This is a genomic window from Streptomyces sp. NTD91, from assembly GCF_059510455.1.
In genome coordinates, this window is the sequence record NZ_JCAJZW010000031.1 from 43,969 (window position 1) to 66,805 (window position 22,837).

Sequence of the window (22,837 nt, forward strand, 5' to 3'; positions counted from 1 at the left end):
ATGACCGCGTTCACCATGCCCTCCCTCGGCGCGGACATGGACGAGGGAGTGCTGCAGGAGTGGCTTGTCAGCCCCGGGGACCGGGTGCGCAGGGGCGACGTCGTGGCGGTCGTGGACACGGACAAGGCGGCCGTCGAGGTCGAGTGCTTCGAGTCCGGGACCGTGGGACGGTTGCTCGTCGCACCGGGGACCCGTGTCCCGGTGGGGACACCGCTCGCGGTGATCGAACCCGGCGTGCGGGCAGGCGGTCAGGAGGAGCCCGCGACGGCAGGGCAAGCGGCGGTCCCGTCCGTGGCCGCCGCCCCGGTCGGCAGGCCTCTCCCACGGGCGACACCCGCACGCGCGAAGGCCGACCGTGAACCGTCGGTACGGCACGAGCGCCCGAAATCTCGGGGAAAGGCGGCCCGAAAGCCCGAACCCGCCCGGGAGCCGGTGGACACCGGAACCCCGAAGCACCCGGCCGCACGGCACACGGCAGCGCAGCCGGAGCCGTTCGGCGAGGCCACGCCGCTCGTCGGAGCCGGTCCTCTCGTACGGCATCTGGCCGTGCTTCGAGGTGTCGACCTGACGGCACTGCACGGCACGGGGCCGGGCGGACGGATCACGCGTGCCGACGTGGAGCACGCGCAGCCGCCGCCCGGGCCCAGGGTGCGGGCCACTCCCTACGCACGGCGCCTCGCCGACGAGCTGGGTGTCGATCTGACGGCCGTGCGGGGCACCGGCGACGGCGGAGCCGTGCGTGCCGCGGACGTCCGCACGGCCGTGCGCGGACGTCCTGGGGGCCCCGGGCCAGAGCCGCTGGACCGGCGCCCACGGGACCACGAGCAGGGCCCGCAGACCGCGGTACCCATCGGCAGCCGCCAGGAGGAACGCACGGACGCCATGCGTCGTGCCGTCGCCGACCTCATGAGCCGCTCCAAGCGGGAGATCCCGCACTACTACCTGTCCACGGCCATCGACCTCGGAGCGGCCGAGGACTGGCTGCGCCGGGTCAACCGCGGTCGTCCCCCCGCCGGCCGCCTCGTGCCCGCGGCCCTGCTCCTGAAGGCCGCCGCCATGGCGGCGCGCGAGGTGCCGGCCCTCAACGGCTACTGGCGCAACGACGCATTCGTTCCCGCCTCCGAGGTCAACCTGGGTGTCGCGGTGTCGCTCCGGCGGGGCGGACTGCTCGCGCCGGTGATCCACCGCGCCGACACACTACGGCCCGACGCTCTCATGGCCGGCCTCAAGGACCTGGTCCGGCGCGCCCGCCGAGGGAGGCTGCGCGGGAGCGAGATGGCGGGCGCCACACTGACCGTAACCAGCCTGGGTGACCAGGGTGTGGAGAGCGTGTTCGGGGTCATCCACCCGCCCCAGGTGGCCCTGGTCGGCTTCGGTGCGGTCGTCGAGCGGCCCTGGGCCGCGGGCGGCATGCTCGGCGTACGTCCGGTGGTGACCGCGACGCTGGCCGCCGACCACCGCGCCACGGACGGCGCCGTGGGCGCGCGCTACCTCTCGGCGGTCGACAGACTGCTGCAGAAACCCGAGGAGTTGTGAGTCGGATGAAGCCCCTGGACAATGCCGAGGCCATGACAGTGATCAAGGAGTCGGTCACGCGGATCGTCCCCGACGCCGACTTCGCACTGGTCCGGCCGGACGACAAGTTCCGCGACGTGCTCGAACTCGATTCGCTGGACTTCCTCAGCTTCGTCGAACTGCTCTCCGAGCGCACCGGAGCCCGCATCGACGAGGAGGACTACCCCGAACTGACCACGCTCTCGGACACGGCGCGGTTCCTGGTCGAGCGGACCGCCCGCCGGTGATGACCGCCCCTCGGTGGTTCACTCACGGTGGAGCACGACTTTGAGCGCGCCCGTGCTGGTGCCGCGCGCGAAGACCTCGTAGGCGTCTTCCATGCGATCGAGACCGAGCGTGTGGGTGACCAGGGGAGAGACGGACAGCCGTCCGAACCTCATCAGTTCCAGCAGCCATGGCGTGGAGGACGTGTCCACCTGGCCCGTGCTGATCGTCACGTTCTTGCGCCAGAGGGACTCCAGATGCAGCGTCGTCGGCTTGCCGTGCGTGCCGACGTTGGCGATGTGCCCCCCCGCGCGGACGGCTCGCGTGCACAGCACGAAGCCGTCCGGATCACCCGACGCCTCGATGACCACGTCGGCACCCGGCCCGTCGGACAGGTCGGCGATCATCTTCCCGGGCGATGTGGCGGCATCCGCGCCCAGCCGGGCAGCGGCCTCCAGCCGAGCCCCGGCCAGGTCCACGACGATGATCCTGCGGGGCGAGTAGAGCCGTGCGACGACCACCGTGGCCAGGCCGACGGGGCCGGCGCCCACCACGACGACGGTGTCGCCCGGGCTGACATGTCCGTTGCGGACCGCCACCTCGTAGGCGGTCGGGAGGAGTTCGGCGAGCAGCACCGCGTCGTCGAGCGGGAGCGCGGACGGGCGCCGGGTGGTGGAGTGGTCCGCGAACGGTACGCGTACGAACTCGGCCTGGGTGCCGTTGATCAGGCTGCCCAGGATCCAGCCGCCGCCCCCGTGGCACTGTCCGTATCTGCCCTCACGGCACTCCCCGCAGTCACCGCAGGCCGAGACGGACGACACGATCACCTCGTCGCCGGACCGCAGGTGATGGACCTCTCCACCGACCTCGACGACCTCGCCGACGGCCTCGTGGCCGAGAATCGTCCCCGGCTTCACCTCGGGGAACTCGCCCCGCCGGATGTGCAGATCACTGCCGCAGACGGTGGTGGCCTCGATCCGCACGATGGCGTCGGTCGCCTCCTCGATCACGGGGTCGGGGACGGTGTCCCAGGATGTGTGTTCCGGGCCGTGGTAGACGAGCGCTCGCACCGTATTCGCTCCCTCGCTCCCCCACTCCCACAGTGGCCCCACCGGTGCCCCGGAGCAACACGGTCGCCCGGCTCCGGGTGCGGGCGGCTGAAGGCCGGATCTGAGGGTGCCGCGCCGAGACCCCGGCGCACGACGGCACGGATGGGAAGCGCGGAGATCCGCCCGGGTCAGGTACCCGTGGGTGCGTCCCTGGCGTCGTCCGTCCGGCAGGTGAGATTCCCGGACACCGACACCACACCGTCGACGCCACGGCACAACTGCTCGACGACGGGGATCAGGCTCCTGTACTTCACGGTGCCGGCGAGCGTCACCCGGCCGTCGCGGACCTCCGCCGTCACGTCCCGGGGATCGATTCCCAAGGTGCGCCGAAGAACGTCGCCGGTGATCTCCTCGCGGATGGCCTCGTCACCGCGCAGGAAAACCCGCAGCAGATCACCACGGCTGACGATGCCCAGGAGCCGATCGGCCTCGTCGACCACAGGCAGCCGTTTGACATGCTGGGTCTCCATCAGGCGGGCGGCCTCGACCACGGTCCACTCGGGCCGCGCGCACACCGCGGGAGCGGACATCAGCTCCTCGGCCCGAGCCCCCTCGGCCTTGGCCCGCTCCCAGGCCTCCAGATGGGGAATGGCGGTCCTCCCCGAGGGGTCGGTCTGGTCGGCGCTCTTGCGCAGCAGATCGGCCTCGGACACCACACCCATCGGACGGTCGAGCTCGTCCACCACGGGTACGGCGGTGACGTCGTTCTCCTCCAGCAGCCTGACAAGCTCCTTGAACGGCGTGCCGGGCCGTGCCCGGACGACGTCCCGGGTCATGAGTTCCTCGACCGTTCGGTGGTGCATGGTGCCTCCCGGGTACGGGCAGCCCGCCCCGTGCGGCGGTGCAGCCCGCGTGGCAGGTTGGATACAGCACCATTCTGAGGAGAGGGCGGCGATCATGCGAGCTCACCTCGGCGACCGGCTCGTCGTCGAAAGCCCGGGGACAGGCGTCGTCCGGCGCGACGGCGAAATCGTAGGGCTCCGCCACGAGGACGGGACTCCGCCCTATGACGTGCGCTGGTCGGACACGGACGAGGTGACGCTCGTGTTCCCCGGGCCCGACGCTCATGTCCGCCATCTGGAACAGGAACAGCCGGGGCCGGCGGCCGCCTCGCAGCCGGGCGCCGGCGAGGCGGTGGGCGGCGCGGCCCTCTCGACCGGGGCACAGGACCCCGGAGACGTCGGCCGACGCGTGGCCGTTGAGCGCCGAAGGCGCGGGCTCAGCCGGGAGGAGACAGCCGGCCGCGCCGGCATGTCGCCCGACTACCTGGCATACCTCGAGACAAGGCCCGCCGACCCGACCTTGGCGACGCTCATCAGACTGGCCGACGCGCTGGGCACCACGGTCGCCGCGCTGCGCGGCGGGGGCATCGATCTCCCGTCCGACCAGGGCCAGGCATTGCTCCACCCCCGCCTGCGGGACCTCGACCAGGAGGAGTGCCGCGCCCTGCTCTCCACGCACGGCGTGGGGCGTATCGCGGTGTCGGCGTCCGACGGTCGCCCGGTGGTCGTCCCCGTCAATTACGAGGTCGTCGACGGCGCCGTCGTCTTCAGGACCGCCCCCGACTCCGTGGCCGCGGCGGCCGTGGAGCGGGAGGTCGCCTTCGAGGTCGACCACGTGGACGACGCCCTGAGCCAGGGCTGGAGCGTGCTCGCCGTCGGCCCGGCCCGTGCGGTGACGGACCCCGGGGCCGTACGGAGGCTCACCCAGCAGGCGCACACCGCGCCCTGGGCGGGCGGCGATCGCCAGGTGTGGGTGTCGATCCGGCCCACCAGCCTGACGGGCCGCCGCATCACCCCGGCCGATCAGTAGGTGGTCCCGGCTCACGCGGAGGCGGGCCCGGGCCGGGATCCCCGCCCGTGAGCCGTGACTCGACGCCCACCACGCCCTCCAACCCGTTGACGAGGCGCTCGGCAACCCAGATCAGGGAGGTGTCGTGGACGGGCCCGAGGAGCGTGACGATCCCCTCCCGCACCGACACGTGGATGGCATGGGCGTGCAGGGGGAACAGGTAGGACACCACGGTGCGGCGTACCTCCTCCTCGATGTCCTCGTCGGCCCGCAGGAAGACCTTCAGGAGATCCCCGCGGCTGACGACGCCACGCAACTCGTCCTCGTCGTCCACGACAGGGAGCCGTTTGACGTGGTGCACGGCCATGAGGCGAGCCGCCCGAGCGAGGGTGTCGTCCGGTCGGACCGTGACGGGGGGCGCGCTCATCACCTCCTCGGCGGTCATGGCCTCCCCCTTGGCCAGGTCGGACCGGCGCCGGATCCGCTCGAACCGGGTCGGCTCGCGGTCCCTGAACTCCTCCTTGGGCAGCAGGTCGGCCTCGGACACCATGCCGACGACTCGCCCTTCGGCACCCACGACCGGCAGGCCGTCCACGTGCCACTCGTCCATCACCCGCACCATCTCCTTGAACCGCGCCTCGCGCCCGACAGCGACCGCGGGCGCGGTCATCACGTCGCTCACGATGTGCGCAGCAGCGGCAGGCATGTCCTCGGTCCTCGAAAGGCGGGCGGGAGACCCCGGCTCGGCCGTTGCCTCAAGCATCACCGCGACGCGGCCTCCCGCAACTCCGTGTTGTCCGGACCGGCGGCGTGTCGCGGCGTCGAGCAGGCAGTGCGACGGTATTCAAAGGACCCTCGGCATCCGGATGCAGAAGGCGGTGACGGCGATGGACCTCCCCCTGGTCGTGGGCGTCGACGGATCGGACTCCAGTCTGGCGGCGGTCGACTGGGCGGCGGACGAGGCGGCACGGCACGGATCGCCCCTGCACGTCGTCCACGCCTCCCGGTGGGAGGTCTACGAGGCGGTCCAGCCCTCCTTCAGCACCGACCGACCGGCCACGGAGGTCATGGCCGACCACATCGTCGCTTCCTGTGTGGAACGCGCCCGGCGCCGCGATCCCGAGGTCAAGGTTTCGGGCAGAGCACTGCCCGAAGATGCCGTGTCCGCCTTGCTGCGGCTGGGACCGGAGGCGTTCGCACTGGTCACGGGCTCACGGGGGCGCGGCTCGATCGCCGAGGCGCTGCTGGGGTCCGTCAGCCTCGCGGTGGCGGCCCGCGCCGTGTGCCCCGTCGTCGTCGTCCGTGGCGCGGAAGCCAACCGCCGGGGAGCCTTCGGCCGCGTCGTGGTGGGGGTCGGTGACGTGAGCCGTGGCGCGGGCGCCGTACGGTTCGCCGCCCTCGAGGCCGAGGTGCGCGGCTGTCCCCTGACGGCCGTACGGGCCTGGCGCACCCCTGCCCAGGAACCCGTGGACCACATGCTGATCGCCGACGACGCCGCCCGCCTCCGTGAGGAACGGGCCCTGGCCGGCCTCGACGACGCCCTGCGCGAGGCCGTACGGGAACACCCCGGGGTCGGCATCCATCGCCGACCCGTCGAAGGTCCCGCCCACCGGATCCTGCTGGAGGCGTCGGCAGGAGCCGACCTGGTCGTCGTGGGCGCTCGGCGCCGGCACGGCCACTTCGGCCTGCAGCTCGGCGGGGTCGCCCACGCGCTGCTGCACCACGCGAAGTGCCCGGTCGCCGTCGTTCCCCATCCGGTGTGAACCGGCCGGCCGCCCGCCGCCGAACGACTGTGTGAACCGTCCTGCCCGCCCGGCGGTGCGGCGCACCCGGTGGGACGGGACTTCCGGGCGTCCTCCGCGGGTCAGCGGCGTGGCCGGGGGGTGGCCCGTGGCCGGGGGTGGCCGGTGCGCTCGGGGTCCCCGGCACAGCGCCTTTGTGCTCATGGTGGCCCCCGCCGGGGCGCGGGCGCCAAGGGCTCTTCGGCCCTGCTGCTGGACCGCTCGGCACCTCTTGCCCCCGCGGGGACTGACGCCCGCGGCCCGAAGGGGAGCCGCGCCGACGGCGGTCCCCCGGACGGCCCTCGCTGTGGCCCGTCCTCCTCGTGCCGTGGTTCAAGGAGCGAGGGAGAAGTAGTTCTCTTCCTCCTGAGTGAAGTGCAGGCGCAGCACGGTGTGGAGGCCGTAGAGGCAGGAACGCAGGTCGTCGAGCTGCTCGGGGGCCAGACCACCGTCGGCTCGGGCCAGTTGCAGGTGGGTGGCGATGCGTCGGGAGAGGCGCTCGATCTCGGTGTGGGCGCGGCTCATGGTCGCGGTCGCCTCGGGACCGCCGAGAGTCGGTGCGAGGGCGGGATAGAGCTCGTGCTCCTCGGCGTACTCGTGGGGCAGCAGACGCTCGGCGAGCAGCCGGTGCGTCTCCTCGACAGCCGCAAGGGCCTGAGGGCCCGGAGTGTCGGAGAGGCGGTCGGCGGCGTCGCGTACGGCGTCGAGGACGTCCTGGAGGTCGTCGTGTTCGGCGGCGAAGCGGTGGACGAGGGCCTCGGCGGCGGGAGTGAGGGCCGGTCGCGCGGCCTGGTCGACGCCGAGCGCCCGCAGGGCGTTGAGGATGACCGCGACGTCGATGCCCTCCTGCAGCAGGGCGCCTGCGGCGGGCGGGAGCAGGCCCACAGCGGCTGCCGCCATGGCGCCCAGCGACATCAGCATGCCGCCGAGCGCGCTCTGCACGGCGATGCGCCGGGCGCGTTGGGCGATGGTGACGGCGTCGGCGAGGCGGTCGACGCGGTCGGTGGTCAGCACGACGTCGGCGGCCTCGGAGGAGGCGGTGGAGCCGCGGGCGCCCATGGCGACGCCGATGTCGGCGGCGGCGAGGGCGGGAGCGTCGTTGACTCCGTCGCCGACCATCACGGTGACCGCGCGCTCGCATTCGTTTCGTACGGCGGCGACCTTGTCGGCCGGGCTGAGTTCGGCACGTACCCCGTCGAGGCCCAGGACGGCGGCCACCTCGTGGGCGGGCGCGGAGCGGTCTCCGGTGAGCATCAGCAGCCGGTCGATGCCTGCCGCGCGCAGGTGCCGCAGGGTGCGCGGGGCGTCGTGGCGCAGGGGGTCTCGCAGCAGGACGGCGCCGGCCAGGTGGCCGTCGACGGTGAGCCAGGCCACGGCCGCGCCGTCGAGGAGGGCTCGGTTCTCGACCGCGCCGGCCCAGGTCGGCCGTTCGTCCGCGGAGCTGATGCGGCCGATGGAGACCCGGTGTGCGTCCACGGTGCCGGTGGCGCCCCGGCCGGGTTCCTCGGTGACGTCGACGGGCGTGGAGAGCGCGAGGCCGCGGTCGCGGGCGGTGTCGACGATGGCCCGGGCGAGTACGTGCGGCGAGTACTGGTCGAGCGACGCCGCCAGGCGCAGGACCTCTGTGGGGGTGGAGCCGGGGGCGGCGGTCACGTCGAGGACACGGGGGCGTCCCCGGGTGAGCGTGCCGGTCTTGTCCATCAGGAGCGTGCGAGCGCGGCCGAGATTCTCCAGTGCACCGCCGTCCCGGATGACGACGCCGAGGCGGGAGGCGCGGGACAGGCCGGAGACGATGGCCACGGGCGCGGCCAGCAGCAGCGGGCAGGGCGTGGCGACCACGAGGACGGCGACCGCGCGTACGGCGGAGCCGCTCATGAGCCATGCCAGCCCCGCCACCCCCAGGGACAGCGGGAGGAACCATGCGGCGTACCGGTCGGCCAGCCGTACGACGGGAGCGGACTCGGCGCCGGCCTGCTGGGCCAGCCGCACGATGCCGGCGTAGGTGCTGTCCTGCTCGTCGGCGGTCGCACGCAGCTCGAAGGCGCCCCCTGCGTTGACCACGCCGCTGCGCACCGTCTCGTCCCGGCCGCGTCGGACCTGGAGCGGCTCACCGGTGAGCACCGACTCGTCGAGAACGGCGGCGACGCTCTCCACGCGGCCGTCGACGGGAACCACCTCCCCTGGACCGACGACGAGCAGGTCGCCCACGGTGATCTCGGCCAGGGGCACCGTGGCCACCCCACCCTCGGTACGGCGGCGCGCGGAACGTGGCGCGCGTTCCAGCAGCGCGCGCAGGTCGTGGGAGGCACGACGCTGGGCCGCGGCCTCCAGGGTGCGGCCTGTGGCCAGCATCAGGGCGATCAGGGCACCGGCCAGGTACTCGTGGACTGCCAGGGTGCCGCCGAGCGCGAGGACGGCGATGACGTCCACACCTGCCTGACCGTGCCGCAGAGCCACGTACACCCATCCGACGGCAGGGACGACCGCCGACAGGGTGCCCAGCCCCCACAGGAGATCGGCGAGAGTGCCGGCACCGACGAGCCAGGCGATGCCGCCCGAGGTCAGGGCCGCCGCTGTGACGGTCAGGAGGACGGGTTCCAGCCGGGATGGGACGACCGCCGCAGCCGTGCGACGCAGCGCTGGTGGGTGCGTGGAGCGGTGGTTCATGAGACACCTCGGTCCGTCCGGTGCTGCGCCCCTTGGTTCGGTCCCTCTCCATCACATCGCGTGGCCCGGTGCCGGTGGCAGGGGACGTCCGGCCCTGTTTGGGGCCGGACGTCCGGTTCGGGCGCGGGCTCGTCATGGTCTCCCCGATCGGTGTGGGGGCCGGGACAGGGCGGACGGCCAGGGCTCGTGGGCCTGTGCACGCCGATGACCGGCCACGGTCCCCGAGGACGGGGTGGCCCCGTGCGTCGAGGTCGACGAGTCGATGCGCACGGTTCGGGTGCGGGTCGCCGCCAGGGTCTTCGGGGGCACGCCGTCAGCAGCCGGCCTCGCGCTCCGGTGGCTGCGGTCCGTGCCCGGTCAGCGCCCGCTCACCAGCCTGTCCGGCCCCTCGCCCTGGGCCGCGGTGCGGGGCGTACCGGCCGCGGAGCACCTGCCCTCCGCTCACCGGGCGGGATGGTGTCCCGCCAAGTGGTGTCAGGAATCCGGACCGCCTCGCTCCGGCGACCGCCTCCAGGGCGATCACCGTCGGGGTTCCTCGGTCGGTGTCGATGCTGTTCCAGGCCACCGGAGCGGCCTCTGCCTGGGCGTCGGCCCTGCAGGCGTGCGTGACCTGCGGAGTCGTGAACTCCACATCGCTACACCAATTCGCGGGACGCGACCCCGGGCGGCCCGGGCCGGCGGCCGGGCACTCGAGGACGCCGGCCGGGTGCGCGGGTCGAGCGCCGGCGGCCCGTGTCGCGTGATCTCCGGCTGGTCCGGGCGACGGGGCGACGGAGCACCGCCCGGATTCGCGCGAGCGGTTCGGCCGGCCCGGACGGCTCGCCCAGTAGTCGTCGGCGCCCTCGCCCAAGCCCGACACCCGGTCCGCGCTCTCGGCACCGTCGATGTCGGGCACCCCCGGATCGAGCCGTACGACATCCCGGCCCGGCACCGACAGCGCCGCCCGCTCGGTCCGTACCCTCTCGCCCTCGTGTCCCGCCTGCCCGAACCCGCGCACCAGGGGCTCCGCGATGCCCCGCTCGTCCTCCACGACCAGCGCCCGCGTCCGTTCGCCCGCGTCCGCCGCCTCGGCGTTCGTGCCTGCCACCTGCCGGCCGCGCGAACAGCTGCGCGTACGCGACAACGAGCCTGTCGTCGCACCGGATTCGATGGCGGGGCCGTTCGTCCCCGGGGCGCGCTGCCCGGAGCACCGCCCACCGGCGCTCAGGCCGGTCACGCAACTCCCACAAGGCCCGTATCGGCCGGGTGGCTCAGGGCCACCGGGCCGATACGGGGTGCGGCGAGGGCAGGGGCTCAGCGCAGCTGGTTCAGTGCCGCCTGGAAGGCGGCGGCGTGCCGCGCCTCGTCCGCAGCGGTGTTGCGGAAGTAGCCGGCGGCGGCGGTGTCACCGACGGCGGTCGCCTGCTTGGCGAAGCCCGGGTAGATGCTGGTCGCCTCGGAACGCTCACCGGTGATGGCCTTGTTCAGGTTCACCTTCGTGGTGCCGACCCGTCCGGCCAGAACGGCCTCGCCAGCGAAGTGCTCGTGCAGCTCCACCGCGGCCGTTCCCTCCCACAGGCGGGCCAGCGCGGCGTTCCCGGTCTGCTTCGCCTGTGCTGCGAACAGCATGTACTTGGCGTAGGCGAAAGCCTCGCCGTGCATCGCGGTGTCGAGGTTGGTCTTCGTACGGGCGGCGCGCACCTGGGGCAGCCCGGCGGGTACCGACACCGTCTTGGCGGTGGGCGGAGCCGGGACGGTGCCGTGGCCGGACGTCACGACGGCGAGCGCCGTACGGAAGGCATCACGGTGGCGGCCTTCGTCCGCGGCGATCTCCGTGAACAGTTCGGCTGCCTTCGTGTCCCCGTCCTGCCGGGCCTGGGTCGCGAAGCCGCGGTACATGACCTGGTGCTCGTACGTCTCCCCGTTGATGGCCTGCCGCAGGTTGGCCGCGTTCGTGCCGACGACGCCGGCCAGGGTGGCCGCCTCGTGCAGGTGCTCGTTCAGTTCGGTCTGCGCCGTGGTCCTGAAGAGCCGTCCGACGGCAGCGTGGCCCTGCTGGTCGGCTTGGGTGCCGAAGAGGCTGTAGGAGGCGAAAGCGAACGCCTCGCCCTTCATGGCGGTGGTGAGGTCCGAGATCGTCTGCGCTCGAAGCGTCCGGCCGGCAGGAGCCTGCGGGTGGGGGCCCACCGGGGCGGCGACGGCCAGAGCGGTGGCCGCCTGCGATGCCGCGGCCAGCACGCACAGACCGGCTAGGAACGTACGTATTGAGTGGCGGAACACGACTTTCCTCCTCCAGGGGGCCTCTTGGGTGACAACGCCCCTTCCTCATACGACCCGTTCGGGTGCCTCCACGCCCTGTCTGCTGAGCCTTCCGGGTGATGACGGAGCGTGATGACGGGTGCGTGACTGCTTCGGGACCGGTACGGCAGCGCCTGAGGCAGGCCCGTGGCCGCGCGTGGCACGGCAGCACCGAAGGGTTCCTGGGACGGCCGTCGGGCGCACCGTCGAAACCCCGGCCCACGAGGCGGCACTCGGCGGGTGCGGCGGCGTCGACAGCCCTGTGGCGGCGTCCGCGGTGGCAGCGGCATTCGGCCGGTGAGCCGTGGGGACGGGCACCTGACACGCCTGTTCCGCCAGGAAACAGGCATGCCCCCCGGGCAGTACGTCGATGCCGTTCGTCTGGAAGCCGTCAAGGCCCTGCTGTCCTCGGGCACCGCCTCGGTGGAGCAGATCGCGCAACAAGCCGGCTTCGGATCCTCGGAGGCCATGCGGCGCCTGTTCCAGAACATGCTGGATGTGTCCCCCACGGTGTACCGGGCCCGCTTCCGCACCACCGACCCGAACACCTGATCCGGGAGGTCTCCGCCGTCGGCCCGACCACACTCCGGTGCGTCCGTCCGGAGTACGCCGCGACCTGACTCGATGGCACCGCTGGGCGCGGAGCACCTGGTCGCCGCTCTGCCGGTGAGCGGTGCCCGCCCGAGCCCGGCCGACCTCACACCTTGCTCTCCTCGTGGTGAGAGACACGACGGCCCTGCCGCTCGTGGACGCCTGGCGCTCGCCGGATCGAGCCGCTCGTCGCTGCCCCGGGCGGACCGGACCGTCCCGGTCACCTCGGTGTTGGCCACCAAGAAACGATAGAAAGGGTGTATGGGTGAAGTTTCGGGACAATCCGGGCGCGACGCGCCCGGTGCGTCCAGGAGCGCTCTCGGGCCGGGCCGCCGCCGTCGGCGGGGAGAGGCGTGGCGGTCGCTGCTGAACGTGCGCAGCGTCGCCGGCCAGGTGTTCCTCCTACAGCTGGGGGTGGTGCTCCTGCTCGTCGTCGCCGCCCTGACGGCTCTGGTGGTACAGGCCCAGCGGGACATCATGGCGAACGCCCGGAGCCGGACGCTCGCCACTGCGCAGACCTTCGCCAATTCCCCGGGGATCGTGGCGGCACTGCACAGCGCGCACCCGTCCGAGGCGCTGCAGCCGCATGCCCAGGCGGTCCGAGAGGCCGCGGGCGTCGACGCCGTCATCGTGTACGGGCTGAACGGGGTCACGCTCACCCACAGCGACCCGCACCGGATCGGGAAACGTGTCATCGGCCCCTACTCACAGGCGGCGAGCGGCAAGCCGTTCACGAGCACCTTCCAGGGCTCCCTGGGGCTCTCCGTGGTCTCGGCGGTCCCCGTCAAGGATCCCGACGGCTCGGTCATCGGCATCGTCTCCGTCCCCGTCACGGTCGAGAAGGTGCAGCACAGGGTGAACCGGCAGCTGCCCGTCCTCTTCGCAGGCGCCGCCACGGCCCTTGCCGTCGCCGCGGGCGGATCGGCCCTGGTGAGCAGCCGGCTGCGGCGGCAGACCCACGGCCTGGGGCCGGTCGAGATGACCCGGATGTACGAGCACCACGACGCCGTTCTGCACGCCGTGCGGGAAGGGGTGCTGATCGTCGGCGGTGACGGCCGGCTGCTGCTGGCCAACGACGAGGCGCGGCGGCTGCTGGACCTCCCGGCGGACGCGGAGGGGCGGCGCATCACCGATCTGGGGCTCGAGGAGGACCTCGCCGCAATGCTGGCCTCGGACCGTCCCGCCACAGACCAGGTGTACCGGGCCGGCGACCGGCTGCTCGCGCTCAACAAGCGGCTCACCGCACCCCACGGACCGGGCGGCAGTGTGGTGACGCTCCGGGACACCACCGAGCTGCAGGCTCTCATCGGCCGCGCGGAGGTGGCCCGCGAAAGGCTGAAGTCGCTCTACGACGCCGGGCTGCGGATCGGCACCACGCTCGATGTGAAGCGGACGGCCGAGGAACTGGCCGAGGTGGCGGTACCCCGGTTCGCCGACGTCGTCACCGTCGAACTGCTGGATCCGGTCCTGCGCGGCGAGGAGTACTCCGGTGCCACTGCGCCGATCACCGAATTGCGCCGCGTCGCCGTCGCCGGTCCGGACGCGGGCCGGCCCCTGCACCCCGTCGGCGAGCTGATCAGGTTCGTCCCGGAACACCCCGTCTCCACGGCGATGGCCGAAGGCCGACCGGTCCTGGCCGAGGACCTGAACGCCTCCCAGGGCTGGCTGGCCCAGCACCCCGAACGCGCCCGGCGGGCCCTCGCCCGCGGCCTGAACTCCATGCTCGCGGTTCCCCTGCGGGCCCGTGGCGTGGTGCTGGGCGTGGTGGACTTCTGGCGCGCCGAGAGTTCCCCGCCGTTCGACGACGAGGACGTGTCCTTCGCCGAGGAGCTGGCCGCGCGGGCAGCGCTGTGCATCGACAACGCCCGCCGGTACACCCGCGAACACGCCATGGCCGTCACCCTGCAGCACAGCCTGCTGCCACGCGGGCTGCCCGAGCAGTCCGCCCTCGACGTTGCGTACCGCTACCTGCCGGCCCGGTCCGGCGTGGGCGGGGACTGGTTCGACGTCATCCCGCTGTCCGGCACCCGGGTGGCGCTGGTCGTCGGGGATGTCGTCGGCCACGGTCTGCATGCCGCGGCGACCATGGGCCGCCTGCGCACCGCCGTGGACAACTTCGCCGGCCTCGACCTGCCGGTGGAGGAGCTGATGGTCCGGCTGGACGAGCTGGTGACCCAGATCGACGCCGAGGAGACCGCCTCCGCGGAAGACGGGCAGGGGGCGATCACCGGGGCGACCTGTCAGTACGCCGTCTACGACCCCACCAACGGGCGGCTGGTCCTCGCCACCGCCGGGCATCCCGGACCTGCGGTGGTCCGGCCCGACGGGACCGTCGACTTCCCCCAGCTGCCCGTCTCCCCGCCCCTGGGACTCGGCGCCGGGCTTCCGGTCGAGACCGCCGAGATCACCGTGCCGGAGGGTTCCCGGCTGGTGCTCTTCACCGACGGGCTGATCGAGGACCGCTCCCGAGACCTGGATGCCGGTCTGGAGGCCCTGCGCGAGGCCCTCTCAGGGCCTGACCGCACGCCGGAGGCCACGTGCGCGGCGGTGATGGAGGCCATGCTGTCCGACCGGCCCAGGGATGACATCGCCCTCCTGGTGGCCCGCACCTGCCGGCTCGGGCCGACGCAGATCGCCGAGTGGGACGTGCCCCGCGACCCGGCGGCGGTGGCCCCGGTACGCGCCGCCTGCGCCCGCCGGCTGACCGAGTGGGGCCTGGAGCACGTCGCCTTCACCGCCGAACTCATCCTCAGCGAGCTGATCACCAACGCGATCCGCTACGCCGCCGAGCCCATCACCGTCCGGCTGCTCCGTACGATGCCGGCCGGTGGCCCCGCCACAGGCACCCTGATCTTCGAGGTCTGCGACGGCAGCAGCACCTCGCCGCGGCTGCGCCGGGCGAAGGCCACCGACGAAGGCGGCCGCGGCCTCTTCCTGGTCGCCCAGTTCGCCCAACGCTGGGGGACCCGCTACACCCCCACCGGCAAAGTCATCTGGGCCGAACGGTCCCTCCACGACGGCGGTGCGCCGGAAACGGAAGGACTCGGCGACGTCCTGCTCGACCAGTGGGACGACACCATGCTGTGAGACGGTCACGGCCATGTGGGTGGTGGAGAGGGGCCCAAGGACCGCGCCTTCCGCGTTTCCGCCGGGAAACACGCTGATGGCAGGCTCCCCGGGCAGGAATCCGCTGTCGGGGCGGCCGGGTAGTCTGGCCTCGATGACCACTTGGTCGGCGCAGCAGCTCTCCTCAGGAGCAGTCGTGACCCCATCCCGTGTCCGAGCAGGGGCCGTTCTCGGCTGCTCCGCTCTTGTGGCACTGGGCCTGAGCGCCTGCGAGCACACCCCACCCGCCAGGCCCCAGAAGCCGTCGATGGCCACCTCCGCAGCGAACGCGGGCGGCATGCGCACGCTGATCGCCGCGGCGAGACGCGAGGGCAGGCTCACAGCGATCGCACTGCCACGCGACTGGGCCAACTACGGCGGTCTGATCGAGGGCTTCGCGAAGAAGTACGGGATCAAGGTCACCGTCGAGGATCCCCATGGCCACAGCGAGGACGAGATCGACGCCATGCGGAAGAGCGGGACCAGGCCGACAGCCCCCGACGTGATCGACGTGGGAGACACATTCGCGCGGAGCGCGGTGCAGCAGAACCTGCTCGCGCCGTACAAAGTGGCCGAGGACGACTCGATCCCCGAGAACCAGAAGGACTCCCAGTCCCGGTGGGCCAACAACTACGGGGGCTACATCTCCATCGGATGTGACGCCAACCGGGTGAAGATCTGTCCACAGACCTTCGCCGATCTGCTGAAGCCCGCCTACAAGGGCAAGGTCGCGCTCGAAGGCGACCCACGCCGGTCGGCCACCGCCTTCGACAGCGTCTACGCCGCCGCGCTGGCCAACAACGGGTCGTTCGACAACATCCAGCCCGGCCTCGACTTCTTCGCCGAGCTGAACAAGATCGGCAACTTCAACCCCCTCAGCTCCGACACGGCGACGGTCGAGGACGGCCGGACCCCCATCAGCATCAACTGGGACTACATCAATCTCCACTACGCCGACCAACTCCGCCACAAGGGCGTCAACTGGCAGGTCGCGATCCCCTTCGACGGCAGCTTCGCCCAGTACTTCGCCCTGGGCGTGAACAAGAACGCGCCGCACCCGGCGGCTGCCCGCCTGTGGCAGGAGTACCTGTTTAGCCCAGAGGGCCAGAACCTCCGGCTGCGCGGCTACGCCCGGCCGGTCCTCATGGAGGCCATGAAACAGAACGGCACTCTCGACACGGCCGCCGCCGCGCGACTGCCGACCGTCGAGGGAACACCGCAGTTCCCGACGGACGCGCAACTGGAGGGCGCGAGGAGGGCGGTTGTCCAGGGCTGGGCGAAGGCCACGTCCGGCTAGCCGGTTACGGCTCAGTGGCGGAGCGCCCGCTGGAGAGCGTCACGGGCGATGCGTGTGGCGGCGAACCGGGTCCCTGCCACGAACCGCAGCATCGGGCCGAAGGTGGGCGCGGCAAGGGAGCCGGTGAAGTACAGGCCGGGTACGGAGGACTCGAACCGGCTGCTCGGCCTGGGCGCCCTCGAGCCGGACACACGGTCGACGTCGCGGAGCACCGCAGGTGGCAGGAAGGACAGGGCGCCGATGTCGAGGCGGTAGCCGGTGGCGGACAGCACGTGATCCACGGTCAGCGTCTCGGGCTCGCCGACCGGCCCGGCCAGCCGCAGGCGGGCCCCGGCCCCGGCTGCCTCGGCGCGGACCACACGGCACGAGGTGCGCACCGGCAGGCACGCTCTCGACCCGGTCGCGCAGCCACCAGCCGCCCGACGGCCCGAGCGCCCGCCGGAACAGGAGCATGTGGGCGGCGGGCGGCAGGCGTCGCACGGCCCCGGGCGTCCGGCACACCGCCGCCGGCGCCCAGCCGGGCCCCAACGGCGAAGTCGGCCGGGCGAGCCGTCGCGTCAGCGGCCTCTCCAGCCGGGGAACCGCTCCCCACCGGGACCCTCCGCTCCCGCACCTGCACCTGCACCTGCACCTGCACCACGTGTCCGCCCCGCGTACGCGTCAGCGAGCAGTCAGGGCGCGCCGCCTCAAGAGGGCCGGGGCCCCGCGGCGCGGCGGAGCCGGTTGGCGATCGCCAGTCCCAGCCCCTTCTCCTGCGGCAGGGACGCGATGATCAGGTCGCAGCCCCGCTCGTCGAGTTCGCGCAGGAACCCGTACAGACCCCGCGCGTAGGCGGCCATCGAACCGGGGACCGCAACCACGGCGTGCGCCTTCGGCGGAGCGTCGGCGAGGGAGGAGGGGAGGAAGACACCCACCTGGTGCCCCAGCTCCCGCGCCAGCTCCGCTTCGATCGCCACCTTCTCCGGCTCGACGAGGACGACCCGCGCCCGCGGCGCGTAGTGCGACGGATGCTGGCCCGGCACCCGGACGTGGCTCGTCGAGGGCACCGCGATCGGGCGGCCCAGCACCGCTTCGAGGTCCTCGCGCGTCACCCCGCCCGGCCGGAGGATGCTCGGGACGTCGCCCGTGGCGTCGACGATGGTCGATTCGACGCCGACCTCGCAGGGCCCACCGTCCAGTACGAAGTCGACGCCGTCGCCCAGCTCCGCCCGGACGTGGTCCGCGGTCGTGGGACTGACCGAGCCGAAACGGTTGGCGGACGGAGCGGTGACACCGCCGCCGAAGGCCGACAGAAGGGCGAGCGCGACCGGGTGGTCCGGCACGCGCACGGCCACCGTCTCCAGGCCGCCCGTGGCTTCGAGGGGCACCCGGCGGCCACGCCGCAGGACCAGCGTGAGGGGCCCCGGCCAGAAGTGCTCGGCCAGCACACGCGCGGTCGGGGGCACAACCTCGACCCAGTCGTCCAGCTGCTGCGCGCCGCCGATGTGGACGATCAGCGGGTGGGAGGGCGGGCGGCCCTTGACCTGGAAGATACGCGCGACGGCGGCAGGATCTTCGGCGTCGGCACCCAAGCCGTAGACGGTCTCGGTCGGGAGGGCCACGAGACCTCCGGCGCGCAGGACCTCGGCCGCCTTCTCGATGTCACTGGTTGTTGCTGTCACGCTCGAATTCTCGCACTGTTCCGCCATTCCCCCGCAGACGGAGACAACCGGCCAGGGATCCGTCGAGATCGTTCGACTGCGACCGGGACGGTGGCGGAGCGGACACGGTGCGGTCGGGATTCACACCCTGTGTCCGCAGCGTCACGGAATCGCGTCCACCGCAGCCCGGGGCGGGCGCCGTGGTCAGGCGGACACGCGCACCGGGATCTCCTCGGTGCAGGCCCTCAGCACGGGTTCCGGCGCACAGAGGTGGTCGGCCTCGGTGAGGATGACCGTGGCGGCCGGCGAGACGGCCGAAGGGCGGGCCCTCGGGAGCGTCGGGCAGTGCGGCCGCGATCGAGCGGACGCCGATCCCGCACGTCGCTGCCTTCCGCCCACGCGCCGAACGTCCGGTCGTCGAACAGGTCCGTCGCTTCGCCACCGGACGACCCCTCCTGCACCCGATCACGCATCACTGAGCGGTCCCACTCCCCACAGCGCCTCGCGTGCCTGCTGGTCCGTGCCGCCCCCGGATGCGGGAGGCCCCCCGGCCGACGCGATGACAAAAACCTCGCCCTCCCTCCCCTTGCGGGGGCGGACTGGTCGGACACGGCGGCGAGTTCGGCCCGTTCGCCCGGAGTGCTCGGCATGGGCGGAGGAGTCGGCGAGCGGGGCCACGGCCGACCGCGTGCACGGCACCCGCTAACATCCCTGGCCATGGCGCGACGGGGGTGGCGGCCGGGTGCCGCGGCGGCGGTGACAGTGGTGGCGGCGTTCTGCGCCTCTGCACCGGAGCGTCCGCACGTCGTACGCACGGCCTCGGATTTCGGCCCTCTGCCGGCCGACCGCTACGACTACACGCCGCAGGACTACCAGCGGTCCCAGCGGGCATCGGCCCTGCTGGTCCGGCAGTGCATGGCGGCCCGCGGCCATCCGGGCTTCCCGCTCGATCCCCGTTATCCCGTCGATCCCGTGGTCTCCGTCGCGGTCGGCACCGACTACGGCGCCCTCGATCTCGGCACCGCCCGCCGCTGGGGCTACGGCTGGGACCCCGCAGCACACCCGGTCCCCCGGCCGGCCGGGCGCCGCATGACCGATGCCGAGTACGCGGACTGGCCCGCCTGCAACGCCGAGGCGAACCGGCAGTTGATGCGTGGCATCGATGTCGAGCACGACTGGCTCTACGCAGACAGACGGGCGATCGAGGTCGACAAGGCGGTCAAGCGTGACCCGCGCCTGCAGGCAGCCTGGAACCAGTGGTCCCGCTGTGTGGCAGAACAGGGATTCCCCCGCTATCCGGACCCCGTCGCCGCGTACACGGACCATGCGTGGCACCGCGACAGCAGCGGCAACACCCGGCACACGCAACGGGAGCGGGCCACCGCCGTCGCCGATGTCACCTGCAAGCGCCGCCACCACACGGTCGAACTCTGGCACGCCGTACGGGCGCGGAAACAGGCCGCGGACATCGCACGCCATCGCGACCGCTACATCGCCGGACTTCGAGCGCTGCGCACGTACCGGGCCCACATCGCCGAAGTGCTGCGCAAGCTCGCCTAGTGTCCTGGGTCAGAAACACTTCGTCACACCGCAAGCCTGCGGAGGGCCTTCGTTCTCCGACGACCCGACGCCATCCGGGGCAGGTCGGCCTCGTCGAAGTCGGCGGCCCCGGAAGGAACCGCCGAAAGACCCCTGACTCACATCGCCAGTACCGTTGTCGGGCCGACCGGAGCCTTTCGGAACGTCCTCTGCCGGCCTCACCCGGTGAACGCGGCGACGGCGGCCTGAGCCCCGGCCCGCACCATCGGCACCCACGAGAGGGCCCGTGCTCCCGTTCGCCCTGGGTGCCGGACGCCGCCTGTTCACCGACGGCTTCGGCCCGTCCACATACCCGGAGCCGGCCCCGCGCACGAGGTCGTGATGTATTGCGCGGAGCCGGAGGAGACGCACGTTCGGTATGGATCGCGTTGCCGGTTCGGTACCCGGCCGGCCCCGCTCGCGTCGCAGCGCCGGGCGGTCGCCCAGCGCCGCCACCACCGAAGAATCATCTCTGGAAACGAAACACCGCGGACGTCGCTACGGCTTGATGCCGACACCCGTCCACAGGCTGACCTGAGCGTCCGTGGGTGGCTCAGCCGCGGTGGCGTCATCGCTCGGAGAGTCGGGACGCCAGCAGTGACCGATCGTGATGCCGGGATCGAGGAGTTCCAGGCCGTCGAAGAAGCGGGCGACCTCGGCACGGGAGCGGAACTGCACCGGCGTTCCCGCGTCGACGTAGATGTCGGTGACCTTCTGCCAGGTGTCCGGGTCGAAGTCGGGCGTGCAGTGACTCAGGGCCAGGGCGCTGCCGGAGGGCAGGGCGTCGAGCAGCCGGTCGACGATCCCGTACGGGTCCTGCCGGTCCGTGATGAAGTGCATCAGGGCGTTGAGGGACAACGCCACCGGCTTGCTCAGGTCCAGCACCTCTTCGAGGACAGGTGCGTCCAGCAGAGACGCGGGATCGTTGACGTCGGCCTCGATGTATGTGGTACGACCCTGGGCCGTGCTGCGCATCAGGCGCTCGGCGTACTTCAGGACGAGCGGGTCGTTGTCGGCGTAGACGACCCGTGCGTCGGGGACGACGGACTGGGCCACCTGGTGCAGGTTCGGCTCGGTGGGGATGCCCGTGCCGATGTCCAGCCACTGGCGGATGCCGTACTCCTGCGCGAGAACTCGAGTCGCCCGGTGCATGAAGGCCCGGTTCTCCCGGGCGCACACGAAGATACCGGGGTAGACGGCCGCGACCGCCTCGGCTGCCTGCTTGTCCACCTCGAAGTGGTCCTTGCCGCCGAGGTAGTAGTCGTACATGCGTGCGGAGTGAGGCCTGCTGGTGTCGATGTCCCGCGAGGCCGACGTGCTGCTCATGCTCTTCCCTTCCGATGGTTGCGTGGCGTGCAGGCGAGGGTTCGGCCTCGTGGCGGCGCCTTCTCCCGATCGCGCTGAGGTTCAGCCGGCCGTCAGATGATCGGCGAGGCCCTTCTTGACTCCCTCGAGGAACGCACTGATCTCCGCCGTCGTGTAGATCAGCGCGGGCCCCGAGGGATCGGTCGACTGCCGCAGCGCAACGCGGCCGTCGGCGAGTTGCTTCGTCTCCACGCACTGGCCTCCGTTGGGCCCGCTCCACGGGCACTCCCAGCCGTGCTCACCAAGCTCGGAAGCGGGCATCCCGTTGTAGACACTGCCGTGGCTTGTGGTCATGAGTACTCCTTGCGCATGTGTTGCAACAGCGCCCTGCTGTCTGCGGACGAGGTCAGCAGCGACATCCGGTTGTGTGCTTCCAGATGGGCGGCGACATCCGAACGCTGATCCAGGTACATGGAGGCGGTGAGGATCTCGCTGTAGACGACGTCCGGCAGCTCCGGCTCCTCGAACCGGAAGTAGGTGAAGGGGGCGCACGCTCCGACATGCGCGCCTGCGGAGAACGGAACGACGTCGATGCTGAGGTGTTCCAGCTCCGAGACTTCGAGGAGCCGGTCGATCTGTGCGCGCATCACCTCCGCCCCGCCGACCACGCGGTGCAGGACGGCCTCCTCCATCACCACCCACAGCGTGGGAGCGTCCTCACCCTCCAGCAACTCCTGCCGGCGCAGCCGCAACTGGACCCGCCGTTCCAGATCTTCCTCGCTGTCATTCGGAAACCCGCCGCGCAGGACGGCCCGCGCATAGTCGTACGTCTGCAGAAGCCCGGTGACGTAGTGCGGCTCATAGGTACGCAGCATCCTGGCACTGGTCTCCAGGCTGACGAAGGCCGAGAACCAGCTGGGAAGCACATCGCGGTAGGCATGCCACCAGCCCGGTTCGTTGGCCCGCTCGGCCAGGCCGACGAACTCGTCGATCTCCTGCCGGTCGGCTCCGTACGCCTCCAGCAGCCTCTCCACATACAGGGGCTTGAGAGCGACCTCTGCCTTCTCCAGGCGCCGGATGGTCAGCGGCTTCACGCGCAGGGCCCTGGCAGCGTCCTCCAGCGACACGTCGGCGCTCTGCCGCCGCTCCCGCAGTCGCCGTCCGAGGATCATCCGAAGAACTGTCGGCGCGCTGCTCCCCGCCCCGGAACGACCCTCCATCACGCAAACCCCATTCCCTGACGGACAGTCACCATGGCGCGCAGCATAGCGGCTTGGCGGAAAGCCAACTGGACATCGCCTGGCTGAAATTATCAGGGAAGCAGTTGCAGCGTGAAGTCGACTGCGAGCATAGTTACATGCGTGAGCGGACCAGCCGTACACCCGGGCCCCCATCGTCAACGACTCGACCTCAACGGAGAGTTGACGCACCCGGGCGTTCGAGGACTCGCACGCCGAATCGAACGCACCCGTCGGACAGGCATTGCCGCCGCTCCACATCCTCGCGTCCCGGCCCCGGATGGAAGGCAACCATCATGTCCCCCCACAGAGCGCTCCTCACGCCCCCGTCCACGGGCGCAGGCAGCGGTTCCCCGCACGGAGCAGCCGTGACCTCCACGGGCTTGATGCACCGATCCCACCCGTGGCTCGGCCACCTGGTGACGGACTCCGCGACAGGACGGCGCGGCATCCTCCGCGCCATCGCCCCCGAGGGCACGGCGCTCACGCCGGTCGCCTGGCTGGCCCCGCGGCGGGGCGGCGTCGAATGGACGACGGCGCCCGAAAACCTCACCGACCCGACGCCGATCACACCGACCGGCCGGTCCGAAGAGAGGATGTGAGGCGACGGGCCGCCGTCGCCCCGCAGGTCACGGCCATGGCCGCCGACACGCGGAGACCACGACCTGCTCGTCGGCGT

The 22,837-nt window shown here is 72.1% G+C and carries 20 protein-coding genes; 9 read left to right on the top strand and 11 right to left on the bottom strand.

Going from position 1 to position 22,837, the window contains the following annotated elements:
• Entirely contained in the window at nt 1-1,536 is a 1,536-nt protein-coding gene (locus AC5WRT_RS27135; RefSeq protein ID WP_496093667.1) for a dihydrolipoamide acetyltransferase family protein, read from the top strand.
• Between the two features lie 5 nt (nt 1,537-1,541).
• On the top strand, nt 1,542-1,802 hold the full coding sequence (locus tag AC5WRT_RS27140; RefSeq protein WP_496093666.1) for an acyl carrier protein: 261 nt from the start codon (nt 1,542-1,544) through the stop codon (nt 1,800-1,802).
• Nucleotides 1,803-1,820: 18 nt separating this feature from the next.
• On the opposite strand, the gene AC5WRT_RS27145 is transcribed toward AC5WRT_RS27140, so the two are convergent.
• Both AC5WRT_RS27145 and AC5WRT_RS27150 read right to left on the bottom strand, forming a co-directional pair.
• Nucleotides 1,821-2,849: an alcohol dehydrogenase catalytic domain-containing protein gene (locus AC5WRT_RS27145; RefSeq protein WP_496093665.1), complete on the bottom strand. Its 1,029-nt coding sequence runs from the start codon at nt 2,847-2,849 to the stop codon at nt 1,821-1,823.
• Between the two features lie 167 nt (nt 2,850-3,016).
• A complete protein-coding gene (locus tag AC5WRT_RS27150; RefSeq protein WP_496093664.1) occupies nt 3,017-3,691 on the bottom strand; it encodes a CBS domain-containing protein in 675 nt (224 codons plus the stop codon).
• Nucleotides 3,692-3,785: 94 nt separating this feature from the next.
• On the opposite strand from AC5WRT_RS27150, the gene AC5WRT_RS27155 reads away from it, so the two are divergent.
• The gene (locus AC5WRT_RS27155) at nt 3,786-4,700 is read left to right on the top strand and encodes a pyridoxamine 5'-phosphate oxidase family protein (RefSeq protein WP_496100685.1); all 915 of its coding nucleotides are present in this window, start codon (nt 3,786-3,788) and stop codon (nt 4,698-4,700) included.
• Here AC5WRT_RS27155 and AC5WRT_RS27160 read toward each other — a convergent pair.
• Nucleotides 4,681-5,385 (bottom strand): CBS domain-containing protein, encoded by a 705-nt coding sequence (locus AC5WRT_RS27160; RefSeq protein ID WP_496093662.1) that lies wholly within the window; start codon nt 5,383-5,385, stop codon nt 4,681-4,683. The genes AC5WRT_RS27155 and AC5WRT_RS27160 overlap by 20 nt on opposite strands.
• A 181-nt stretch (nt 5,386-5,566) precedes the next feature.
• On the opposite strand from AC5WRT_RS27160, the gene AC5WRT_RS27165 reads away from it, so the two are divergent.
• Nucleotides 5,567-6,442, top strand: a complete 876-nt coding sequence (locus AC5WRT_RS27165; RefSeq protein ID WP_496093785.1) for a universal stress protein — start codon at nt 5,567-5,569, stop codon at nt 6,440-6,442.
• Between the two features lie 351 nt (nt 6,443-6,793).
• Here AC5WRT_RS27165 and AC5WRT_RS27170 read toward each other — a convergent pair whose 3' ends face one another.
• The 3 genes from AC5WRT_RS27170 to AC5WRT_RS27180 form a co-directional block, all read right to left on the bottom strand.
• A complete protein-coding gene (locus tag AC5WRT_RS27170) occupies nt 6,794-9,127 on the bottom strand; it encodes a heavy metal translocating P-type ATPase (protein ID WP_496093661.1) in 2,334 nt (777 codons plus the stop codon).
• A 313-nt stretch (nt 9,128-9,440) separates the two neighbouring features.
• Nucleotides 9,441-10,214 (bottom strand): response regulator, encoded by a 774-nt coding sequence (locus AC5WRT_RS27175; RefSeq protein WP_496093660.1) that lies wholly within the window; start codon nt 10,212-10,214, stop codon nt 9,441-9,443.
• 206 nt (nt 10,215-10,420) lie between these two features.
• Entirely contained in the window at nt 10,421-11,386 is a 966-nt protein-coding gene (locus tag AC5WRT_RS27180) for a ferritin family protein (RefSeq protein WP_496093659.1), read from the bottom strand.
• A 315-nt stretch (nt 11,387-11,701) separates the two neighbouring features.
• Between AC5WRT_RS27180 and AC5WRT_RS27185 the strand changes: the two genes are divergently transcribed.
• From AC5WRT_RS27185 to AC5WRT_RS27195, 3 genes are all read left to right on the top strand, one after another.
• Nucleotides 11,702-11,956, top strand: a complete 255-nt coding sequence (locus AC5WRT_RS27185) for a helix-turn-helix domain-containing protein (RefSeq protein ID WP_496100686.1) — start codon at nt 11,702-11,704, stop codon at nt 11,954-11,956.
• A gap of 300 nt (nt 11,957-12,256) precedes the next feature.
• Nucleotides 12,257-15,082, top strand: coding sequence for a SpoIIE family protein phosphatase (locus AC5WRT_RS27190; protein ID WP_496093657.1), 2,826 nt, complete (start codon nt 12,257-12,259; stop codon nt 15,080-15,082).
• Between the two features lie 133 nt (nt 15,083-15,215).
• The gene (locus tag AC5WRT_RS27195; RefSeq protein WP_496093656.1) at nt 15,216-16,397 is read left to right on the top strand and encodes an extracellular solute-binding protein; all 1,182 of its coding nucleotides are present in this window, start codon (nt 15,216-15,218) and stop codon (nt 16,395-16,397) included.
• A gap of 11 nt (nt 16,398-16,408) precedes the next feature.
• Here the strand turns inward: AC5WRT_RS27195 and AC5WRT_RS27200 are convergent, their stop codons facing one another.
• Nucleotides 16,409-16,774 (bottom strand): hypothetical protein, encoded by a 366-nt coding sequence (locus AC5WRT_RS27200; protein ID WP_496093655.1) that lies wholly within the window; start codon nt 16,772-16,774, stop codon nt 16,409-16,411.
• A gap of 309 nt (nt 16,775-17,083) precedes the next feature.
• Nucleotides 17,084-18,058: an L-threonylcarbamoyladenylate synthase gene (locus AC5WRT_RS27205; RefSeq protein WP_496093654.1), complete on the bottom strand. Its 975-nt coding sequence runs from the start codon at nt 18,056-18,058 to the stop codon at nt 17,084-17,086.
• 696 nt (nt 18,059-18,754) lie between these two features.
• Between AC5WRT_RS27205 and AC5WRT_RS27210 the strand changes: the two genes are divergently transcribed.
• Complete coding sequence (locus tag AC5WRT_RS27210; protein WP_496100687.1) at nt 18,755-19,597, top strand: hypothetical protein; 843 nt, start codon at nt 18,755-18,757, stop codon at nt 19,595-19,597.
• 516 nt (nt 19,598-20,113) lie between these two features.
• On the opposite strand, the gene AC5WRT_RS27215 is transcribed toward AC5WRT_RS27210, so the two are convergent.
• The 3 genes from AC5WRT_RS27215 to AC5WRT_RS27225 form a co-directional block, all read right to left on the bottom strand.
• Nucleotides 20,114-20,941: an SAM-dependent methyltransferase gene (locus AC5WRT_RS27215; RefSeq protein ID WP_496093652.1), complete on the bottom strand. Its 828-nt coding sequence runs from the start codon at nt 20,939-20,941 to the stop codon at nt 20,114-20,116.
• A gap of 81 nt (nt 20,942-21,022) precedes the next feature.
• Nucleotides 21,023-21,274: a DUF397 domain-containing protein gene (locus AC5WRT_RS27220; RefSeq protein ID WP_496093651.1), complete on the bottom strand. Its 252-nt coding sequence runs from the start codon at nt 21,272-21,274 to the stop codon at nt 21,023-21,025.
• Nucleotides 21,271-22,143 carry a Sco1979 family transcriptional regulator gene (locus tag AC5WRT_RS27225; protein WP_496093650.1) on the bottom strand — a complete coding sequence of 291 codons (873 nt, stop codon included), beginning with the start codon at nt 22,141-22,143 and terminating at the stop codon, nt 21,271-21,273. The genes AC5WRT_RS27220 and AC5WRT_RS27225 overlap by 4 nt, the downstream gene beginning before the upstream one ends.
• 383 nt (nt 22,144-22,526) lie before the next feature.
• Between AC5WRT_RS27225 and AC5WRT_RS27230 the strand changes: the two genes are divergently transcribed.
• Nucleotides 22,527-22,760: a hypothetical protein gene (locus AC5WRT_RS27230; protein ID WP_496093649.1), complete on the top strand. Its 234-nt coding sequence runs from the start codon at nt 22,527-22,529 to the stop codon at nt 22,758-22,760.
• Nucleotides 22,761-22,837 lie beyond the last annotated feature (77 nt).